This is a genomic window from Phormidium pseudopriestleyi FRX01 (genome assembly GCF_017313335.1).
Lineage (GTDB): Bacteria > Cyanobacteriota > Cyanobacteriia > Cyanobacteriales > Laspinemataceae > Laspinema > Laspinema pseudopriestleyi.
The window spans coordinates 1-8,614 of record NZ_JAFLQW010000547.1; the positions used below are offsets into that span (position 1 = coordinate 1).

Annotated in this window: 10 protein-coding genes; 5 read left to right on the top strand and 5 right to left on the bottom strand. The window is 48.5% G+C overall.

Annotated elements, in window-relative coordinates; translation table 11 throughout:
- Positions 1 to 741, top strand: a 741-nt coding sequence (locus J0895_RS20710) for a S66 peptidase family protein (RefSeq protein WP_207089892.1), incomplete at its 5' end; no start/stop codon positions are given.
- 93 nt (positions 742 to 834) lie between these two features.
- Here J0895_RS20710 and J0895_RS20715 read toward each other — a convergent pair.
- Positions 835 to 1,062, bottom strand: coding sequence for a hypothetical protein (locus J0895_RS20715; protein ID WP_207089893.1), 228 nt, complete (start codon positions 1,060 to 1,062; stop codon positions 835 to 837).
- Between the two features lie 403 nt (positions 1,063 to 1,465).
- Here J0895_RS20715 and J0895_RS20720 point away from each other — a divergent pair, with 403 nt between their 5' ends.
- The 4 genes from J0895_RS20720 (at position 1,466) to J0895_RS26865 (ending at position 5,730) form a co-directional block, all read left to right on the top strand.
- On the top strand, positions 1,466 to 2,491 hold the full coding sequence (locus J0895_RS20720) for a DUF1565 domain-containing protein (RefSeq protein WP_207089894.1): 1,026 nt from the start codon (positions 1,466 to 1,468) through the stop codon (positions 2,489 to 2,491).
- Positions 2,492 to 2,565: 74 nt separating this feature from the next.
- Positions 2,566 to 2,847 (top strand): hypothetical protein, encoded by a 282-nt coding sequence (locus J0895_RS20725; RefSeq protein WP_242541465.1) that lies wholly within the window; start codon positions 2,566 to 2,568, stop codon positions 2,845 to 2,847.
- Between the two features lie 125 nt (positions 2,848 to 2,972).
- Complete coding sequence (locus tag J0895_RS20730; protein WP_242541466.1) at positions 2,973 to 3,365, top strand: hypothetical protein; 393 nt, start codon at positions 2,973 to 2,975, stop codon at positions 3,363 to 3,365.
- A gap of 274 nt (positions 3,366 to 3,639) precedes the next feature.
- Positions 3,640 to 5,730, top strand: a complete 2,091-nt coding sequence (locus tag J0895_RS26865) for a phosphodiester glycosidase family protein (RefSeq protein WP_207089896.1) — start codon at positions 3,640 to 3,642, stop codon at positions 5,728 to 5,730.
- A 102-nt stretch (positions 5,731 to 5,832) separates the two neighbouring features.
- On the opposite strand, the gene J0895_RS20740 is transcribed toward J0895_RS26865, so the two are convergent.
- The 4 genes from J0895_RS20740 to J0895_RS20755 form a co-directional block, all read right to left on the bottom strand.
- Positions 5,833 to 6,498 carry a V4R domain-containing protein gene (locus J0895_RS20740; RefSeq protein WP_207089897.1) on the bottom strand — a complete coding sequence of 222 codons (666 nt, stop codon included), beginning with the start codon at positions 6,496 to 6,498 and terminating at the stop codon, positions 5,833 to 5,835.
- Positions 6,499 to 6,557: 59 nt separating this feature from the next.
- Positions 6,558 to 7,031, bottom strand: a complete 474-nt coding sequence (locus tag J0895_RS20745) for a globin family protein (protein WP_207089898.1) — start codon at positions 7,029 to 7,031, stop codon at positions 6,558 to 6,560.
- A 98-nt stretch (positions 7,032 to 7,129) separates the two neighbouring features.
- Positions 7,130 to 7,399 carry a hypothetical protein gene (locus J0895_RS20750; RefSeq protein ID WP_207089899.1) on the bottom strand — a complete coding sequence of 90 codons (270 nt, stop codon included), beginning with the start codon at positions 7,397 to 7,399 and terminating at the stop codon, positions 7,130 to 7,132.
- Positions 7,396 to 8,097, bottom strand: coding sequence for a V4R domain-containing protein (locus tag J0895_RS20755; RefSeq protein ID WP_207089900.1), 702 nt, complete (start codon positions 8,095 to 8,097; stop codon positions 7,396 to 7,398). Before J0895_RS20755 ends, J0895_RS20750 begins: the two co-directional genes overlap by 4 nt.
- Between the last annotated feature and the right edge of the window lie 517 nt (positions 8,098 to 8,614).

Below are 8,614 nucleotides of genomic sequence, written 5' to 3' on the forward strand. Positions count from 1 at the left end.
GATCGCGCTGCGGATGTGAATGCGATGTTTGCCGATCGCTCTGTCCAAGCACTTTTAACCATGCGCGGGGGTTGGGGATCTAATCGCATTTTGCCCTTATTAAATTATGACTTAATCCGTTCAAACCCCAAAATTATTATGGGTTATAGCGATATCACCTCATTATTACTGGCAATTTATGCCCGCAGTGGCATTATTACCTTTCATGGTCCCGTTGCCACCTCGGTTTGGAATCCATTTTCGGTCAATTACGTTCAACGCCTGTTGCTGGATGCCGAACCTGTGCGGATGCAAAATCCTCCCCTGACTCGCCACCAAACTATCACCGGAGGTAAAGCCCGAGGTCAATTAGTGGGAGGAAATTTATCGGTTTTAAGCGCATTGGTAGGGTCGGCTTATTTGCCCGATTGGGAGAATAAAATTTTATTTGTCGAAGAAATAGGGGAAGATATTTATCGGGTGGACCGAATGTTAACGCAGTTAAAATTAGCAGGAATTCTCGATAAAATTTCCGGATTTATTTTTGCCGAATGTACTCGATGTGAAGCGGGGGAAGGCGATGAACCTTCGTTGACTTTACCCCAGGTGTTATCCGATTGGATCCGCCCCCTGGGAATTCCCGCCTGGTATGGGTCAGCTATCGGTCATATTAGAGATAAATTTACGGTTCCTGTCGGCGTTGAGGTGGAAATTGATGCCAACCAAGGAATAATCCAACTGTTAGAACCAGCAGTAGGATAATGGCCTAGTTTACAGGTTTGAGGCCAAAACAGGTGAGGGTAGAGGAGCAGGGATTACCCCGGGTAAAAAGGCTTGATCTACTGATGCCTACCCTCACCCACTAAAGAGTAAAGAAGAAATCTCATCAACGATTTGTAGTCGCCCTCGCCTTAAAGCTCGCAGGAGTCGGTCAATTGAGAACCTATCTTCCTCCTCCAAAGATTCTTCTAAAATAGCCGCCATCAATCCATAGCGATCGGCGAGGGTAATTTTCCGGGTGGCGCTCACTTGGGCCATCAGTTCGGAGATCGCATGGGGCAGAAGTTTAATGGAGGGATTCATAGCATTTTATTCCTTAAATTCTATATTTTTATTATGAAGCTTTTTTAAAGAATGGTGAGCGATCGAGATCTAATTCAACTTGCGATCGCAGACACAAAAGATCCGGATCGATATCTCTAAACATAAGCGATCGCTCTATCAACCTTTCTGTGATTTACAACACAGGTTGTGGCGATCGCCATCACTGCTAAAATCTGAGGCACTTTTTTGATGCTATGATTGTTCCATCAGGAATTCACCTCGGTGTCCCTCGTCTAGCCCTGATGATTTTACAGACGCGCCAACTCTCCATTAAGTGCCACTGAAAGCAACTTTTCATCCCTTAAAATAGTCCAGATTACAACCCCCGCTTATGGGATAACTCAAATTATTTGATTCATCGTTTAAGGAAAAGTCAAGAAAAATGTTAAATCGAATCAAACCTGTCGCCCTCGCCTTGTTCGCATTCTCTCTAGGTGGATGTATTTTCATCGTCAACCCAGAGCAAGGACCCCTAAGCGAAAATCCCTCCGTTGAGAGACAATCTCCCCAGTTTCCCAAACGCAATCCTGCATTTAAGCAAATTCTTTATGTAGACTCAATTCAGGGAACCGATACCCCTGACGCAGGAGAGAGAGAAACCGAACCGTTTCGGACGATCGCCTATGCTTTAACCCAATCTTCTCCCGGCACTGTGATCCAATTAGCGCCGGGGGAATACAGCGAAGAAACTGGGGAAACCTTCCCTTTGAAAATCAAAGCGGGGGTGACCCTCAGAGGCAACGAAAGACAGCAGGGACAAGGGGTGGCGATTATCGGGGGTGGGGATTACCTCAGTCCCACCTGGGGTAAACAAAAGGTCACCATTCTCCCGGGCGATCGCACGGAAATCGCTGGCATCACTGTCACGAATCCCGATCAATCGGGAACGGGAATTTGGGTAGAATCTACTAACCCCAGAATTCGCAATAGTACCGCGACAAAAAGTGGCCGCGAAGGAATATTTGTCACCGGAACCGGAACGCCGATGATTGAGAATAACCGCATCTTTGAAAATGGCGGAAATGGGATTTCTCTCACCCATGAAGCGGCGGGAGAAATTCGAGATAATGTAATAGAAAATACCGGCTTTGGTTTGGCAATCGGCGGAAATTCTAGCCCCTTAGTGGTGAATAATCAGATTCGGAATAATATTGATGGGTTGGTTATTTCTCATTCTTCCCGTCCGATTTTGCGAGAGAATGCGATCGCCAACAACAGCCGGGATGGATTGGTGGCGATCGGGGAATCTCAGCCAGATTTAGGAACAGAAACCGTTTCGGGAAACAATACCTTCAAAAACAATCATCGGTATGACATTCATAACACCGCCCAAGCGCCAACTTTAAGGGTCGTTGGTAACCAGTTAGATGACACTCGGGTGATTGGTGCCGAGATCCAACTCCGATAAGAGGGTTTGGAGACCAAAACCCTACATCACCGAAGAGGGTTTGGAGACCAAAACCCTACATCACCGAAGAGGGTTTGGAGTTATGGTGCCATTCCCCGATCGCCATTACGAAGAGTCTGAAGACTGAAATCGATGCGATCGGTCCCGTGCGTTATCTGATTTCCCCGAATAAAATTCATTATGCTCACATGGGAGGGGGAGTCGCTTTATGGATGAAGTGGTATTTTTTCACCGCCAGAGTCGCACTTTTAATTCTGACGGATTTAGCCCAATTGCGACGGGCATTTCGGTGGTTGGGGATTGGGGATGACGACGGAGTTCGTCACTACGAACAGGGGGGAGATGGTTTATCTTAGTTTGTAGTAACGACTTCAGTCGTTATCTTCGGTATTTTTGAGATTTTACCGAGATGGGGGGAGGGTTTTTCCTGAGAACTCACGATAAAATTGAGACCATAGAGCCAAACTTGTCGGAAACAACTATGCAAGAACCACAGATAGAAAATAATACGAACCCCACTGAGGTGCAAACCATTGCGCCCAATGTGTTTCAAAGACTGTTAGGGGATTGGCGGATCAAATTTGGGCTGATTGGATCCGCGATCGGACTCGCGGTCCTGGGGTTGTTTTTACTCCTGTTCTTCTGGAATCATACGGTGGCGGGAATGGGAATGCGGTCCTGGGCCTCTAGTGCGGGTGCGGCGCCCATTGAATGCATGATTAAGGATACCAATAATGATGGATATGTCAGTTGCAGTGCCATGTTAAAAGGGCAGGTGGTACCGTTGGAATGCGGTTCCAGTTTGTTTAATATTGGTTGTCGGGTGAACTATGGTGCCGCAGCAGCGCCCCAGGTGCGATCGCAAAATAGATAAGTCAGGTTGTCCGGGGTTTTGAGTGCTCCGATTTAGGAACATCTGACTTGTGGTTTTTACAGGCGGCGGTTTGAAGGGGTCTAGGCGATCGCGACTGGATGAGATAACCTAGACCCAAAACCGTGTTTCTGTAACGCAGGGGTTGCCAAAGAGAGCAAAGCGTTGGTCAAGAAATCCGGTTTCTCACCGCTGTACCCATTTCTAAGAAACAAGACGGCTATAATTGGGGGTTGAGTCAATTCCTATCCGATGGATCTACTTGTCGAGGATAACTGTGGTTCGCAAACACCCGAAAATGCTGCTGTCCTTACTTCTCCAAGGGGGAGAAGGCGATCGCCTAATTCAACGTCCTGACTCCCTATTTTCCATCCCCGGCAAACCCTGGAAAATGGGTCCGGGGTTTGCTGTTTCTTTGCTCTGTGGTGTGGCCCTGTCTCTCATGGGGTCCGCCGTTGGGAATGCTACCCCTGTGGTTTCTTCCTCGGGTCCCGAGGTGATGTCAACGGGTTCTGACATAGAACCCGGATTCTCTCCGGTGGCACAAGGCGATCGCAACCGCCTAATCCGCCAGGGAACGGAACTGAGTTGGAATGGACAACGGCGATCGCTGAGTTGGATTGCCTGGTCCCCGGATGGTCATCCCACCCAAATTCGCTACGGGTTTACGGAGATGGACCTGATGCAGCAAATGGGGGTAGAGTTATTAAATACCGATGATGCCCGAATTCAGCCCGTGCGTTGGTTCTCGGACCCGGAATTACAACCGTTGAATCTACCCGTGCTCTGGAGTCAAGGCAGACGATACCTGGATATTACTCCCCTGGCAGAGCAATTGGGGTGGCAGTTGCGAGACTCGGGGCAAATGTTGGAAGTGACCTCACCTGGGGCGACGGTGGCGGGGATTGAACAACCAGAACAATCCTGGGGCGATCGCATCGTTTTGGACCTCAATGGCACTCCTTTGTTTACCGTCTCTTCTACCCCGATTGAACGGACTCCCCAAGAGGAAGACCCGAATCCCGATGGCGTGCAAGACAGTCGCCCTCCTGCCTTGCCGCTACAAGAATTTGTGATTACCATCGATGCCACTCTCACGCCGGAACTGCTCAATGCCAGGGCGATCGCCAAGGAAAATCTCACACCAGCGCCTGATTCCGCAGGGGAAAGAACCATTGCTTTAACCTTGGGACAGACTGGATTTGCGGGATTAATGGATACAAGCGGCGATCGCACCACCTTACGATTGCAGATTCCCCAGATGTGGCGACCCCGAGTCTGGACCGATCGCAATCCCAATCGCTTAATCATCGACATTCAACCCGATGTTGTCACTGAGCGTAACATCCTCTGGGCATCAGGAGTCCGTTGGCGACAGCAACTCCTCGAAGTCGCCGACAGTCGCTTTCCCGTCGTCTGGTTAGAACTCAACCATCGCAACGCCTCCAACACCGTACTCAAACCAATTACCGCCAATCCCGGTTTACCTGGCATTGCCGAACTTAGTCAAATTGCCGATCGCCTCGGTGCCCATGCTGCCATTAACGGGGGATTTTTCAATCGCAACAATCAACTCCCTTTGGGTGCAATCCGTGAAAATGGACGATGGTTATCCAGTCCCATCCTCAACCGAGGGGCGATCGCCTGGAATGATTCCGGAAGTGCAATTATCGGACGCCTCAGCTTAGAGGAAACCCTCACCACTGCCCAGGGAGAAGACTTACCTATTTTATTTTTAAATAGTGGCTATGTCAAAGCCGGGATTTCTCGCTATACACCAGAGTGGGGAGAAACCTATACGACCTTAATTGATAACGAAATCATCGTAGTCGTTGAGAGGGGGAAAGTTACCGAACACCTCCAAGGGGAAAAAGCTGGAGAAAGCACCTTTGCCATTCCCGAAACTGGTTTTTTGCTCACCTTACGGTCCTTTGCCTCCGCCTTACCGCGACTCCCCATCGGCACCTCGGTCCTGATTAATCGGGTGACTGTCCCCTCCTATTTTGACATCTATCCTCACATTTTAGGGGCGGGGCCTGTGTTAGTCAACAATAATTGGATTGTGTTAGATCCGGAGGCGGAACAATTCAATCAAAACTTTATTGAAGGAAAAGCCTCGCGAAGTGCGATCGGTCAAACTGATGATGGTCGCTTAGTAATTGCGATCGTCCACCACCGCACCAACGGACCCGGACCCACCCTCATGGAAATGGCCCAAATCATGCAACAGTTAGGGTCCGTCAACGCCCTCAACCTAGATGGAGGCGGTTCCACCACCCTATTTCTAGGCGGTCAACTCCTAGAACATCCCCCCCGCATCATCCCCCGCATCCACAACGGATTAGGCATCTTTTTACAGTCAGAATAGGATTCTATTGGTAGCAAGGACTGAAGTCGTTACTACGAACATAAGAAAGAAAGAAAGAAAGAAAGAAAGAAACGACTGAAGTTGTTACTACGAACTGGGGAGTTATTGGGGGGGGTTGCAGAGGTTTTGTAGGATGGTTTCGTGGTCTTGGGCTTCTAGGACCCAGGGTTCTGCGGGTTTGATGCGATCGCTGAGTCCGAGGATGAAACGGTTGTAATCGGACCCTAATGATTCACAGGTGGTTTGGAGGCAGAGGAGGTCTCGACCTGTTAATTGACTGAAAAAGGCAGTTAAGATTCCTGCTTCTAAAAAACAGACGGGACGATTCCACTTTGGGGCTTGGTCTGCGTAGGGGGAATTTTTGGCAATGATGATCAAGAATCCATCCTGATAATGGTCTTGATTTAATTCAAAGCTACCCCAACCCATTGTTTTCCAAAATTGCTGAAAGCATTGAATGAATTGAACCATTTCCAGTTGAGAGATGGTTTTTCCATAGTAATCGGATATTTCTTCACAAAATCTCACATAAAAGTTTTTGCCCCACCATTTACCGCAGTTGAAGAGGACGAGGCGGGCGGCGGATCCGGTTTCATGTTCGAGTCCGCTATAGATGGCGGAAATTAAGGTTTCGGGGATGGCGAGGAGGCGATCGCCACGGCGATTTTCCAGGAGTCCGAGTTCTAAGTCACCTTTCACATAAACGTTATAAGCAAAATAATTGCCCGGGAGTTGTTGTTCTTTCAGCAGGTTGGAAATAGAAATCATAGTGTTATGCTTAGGAATTCGGGGTTTGGGATATTTTGGGGGATGAGTTGGAGGGTGGATTACTGAGGTTGAGTCTCCTCCAATAACACGGCTTTGGCTTTCTCAAATAAGGGTTGAATCAGAGGAAAGTGTTTGTCGGAAAGTTCTGCTTTTACCCCTTGAAGTAATAACTCGTACAATTTGTGTTCGATGGTTTGGGTTTGGTGAGTTTGCACTAATCCAGTCATCCAATCTTTCAGGCGCAAGGCAAGAAAGTCGGGGTCACTTAATAGCATGGCAGTCCCACAGTAGCGACTAATCAACAGCCAGTGTTTGAGCGATCGCTCTAGGAGGTCCTGGCGTTCATCGGGAAAGGCGGCGACAAGGCGATCGGCTACGGGTTGAAAAATCTGTTCTTCTTTGTCTCGGAGGATTTCATAGGTCTCCATGCGTCTAGCTAAGGATACCGCATAGCGTCGAAAGAGTTCGAGTTCATTCGTCTGTAAATAACGCTGTTCAGCTTGCTCTAGCAGTCGCGCAATCTCGGGGTGCATGGTTGTCTTCTGACCTGGGTTTGAGGATTGGATAATTTCAAGAAAAACAGTCGCTAAGGTGCTGTTTGCCGTCGCCACTTCAGTCCCGGTGAAAAGTCCTAAAAGGCTTCGAGTAAATCAATCAGGGTCACTTCCTCTTGTGATGAGGAAGCGGTCCCGGCAGAGGATGAGGGTTTGGGAAAGGAACCGACTTCCGGGGTCCCTTCCCAAGGCAGCAGACGGAAATAATCCCCGACGACCAAGGTCCACCGTCCGGCGGGGTCGGTCCGCTGTCCGTTGTCAGCTTGGGTTAGGGGTTCTCCTTGCCAGTTACATTGACTAAAATATTCTTGGACGGACAGTTGTAATAACGATTTGCCGTTATTCATCGTAAGCGTTCTCCGACTTCTAACCGTTGTTGGATATCCCGAGCAGTGGCTCCTTCATTTTGCCAGAAGGCAGCAGCATCAATGCGGTCCTGACTGCCGAGTAAAAATTTACAGTAGGTTTCACCCATTGAGTAACACTGCAGTTCGATGCAGCTTAACTGTTTGTTGACCAAGCAGGTGAAGAATCCAGCAAATAAACCGGCGTAGATGTAGCAGACGGGTTTGCCGACATCGCCGAGGGTGCGGGCGACGGCAGAATCAAAGAGGTTGATAAACATAAATCCATGCTTGCGATCGCTCAGATCGACTTCCCAGCGTCCCCATCCTTGGGCGGTAAAGGGCCACCACCAGGTTTCTAGCAAAAACATTAGGTTCGCTTGGCGAATATCCCGCTGATATTCTTTCTCAAACCACTTTTTGAAAAATTCGGCATCTTTGGTCCCCCATTCGCAGCCAATGGTGTACATGATCACCGAGGCGGCACTGCCGACTTCTTCTTCTAACCCTTCGACTAAGCCAATAATAAAGTCTTCGCTGGTCAAGGTATTTCGTCCCTGATTCCAGTCGGTGACAATCCCGGTGTCAGGGTGAAATGAAAAGAAATCCTGAAAGCCATAGTGGTTGTGCTTTTGGTGCTGCTTTGGCTGACGATTCGATTCTAAGTTTGCAGCCGGTTTTTTGTTGGTAGATACTACCATCAGACAATACTCCTTGTGATGGGATGGGGTCTTGGTTTGCTGTCCCGGTCAGTTCCGTTAAGCGGTTTACTGTCTGGGGGTGGGTCGTCGCGGTTTTCTTTGACGCTGACCGATGCCCTGTTCAACCGTGCCGGTCTATATTCTAATTTTAGGCAACTGAGCGGGTATTTGGAGCGATGAATTTTGCCGATCGCACTAAAACCCCGGAAAATTGACTCGAAAAATTCTAACATCAAGAATCATGTATTTTTATTGAGACATCGTTACCGATTAATTTTGATGATAAATTTTCCAAACTAGGCAAAAATCCGCGAGGATGCGATTGACATTTAACCCGGTTTGTGTATATAAAATAACATCAAAACTGAAGCGCTGGCTTTAGGCAGCATGGGTTCCCTTTGCCCCTAAATCCAGGCTCCCAAGACAGATATGAGCTAACCCGTTAGATTATGCAGCATGGGATGTCATCTGAACCGGCTGCATGGGAATTTCAATTCGGAACTCAGTGCCTTGTCCC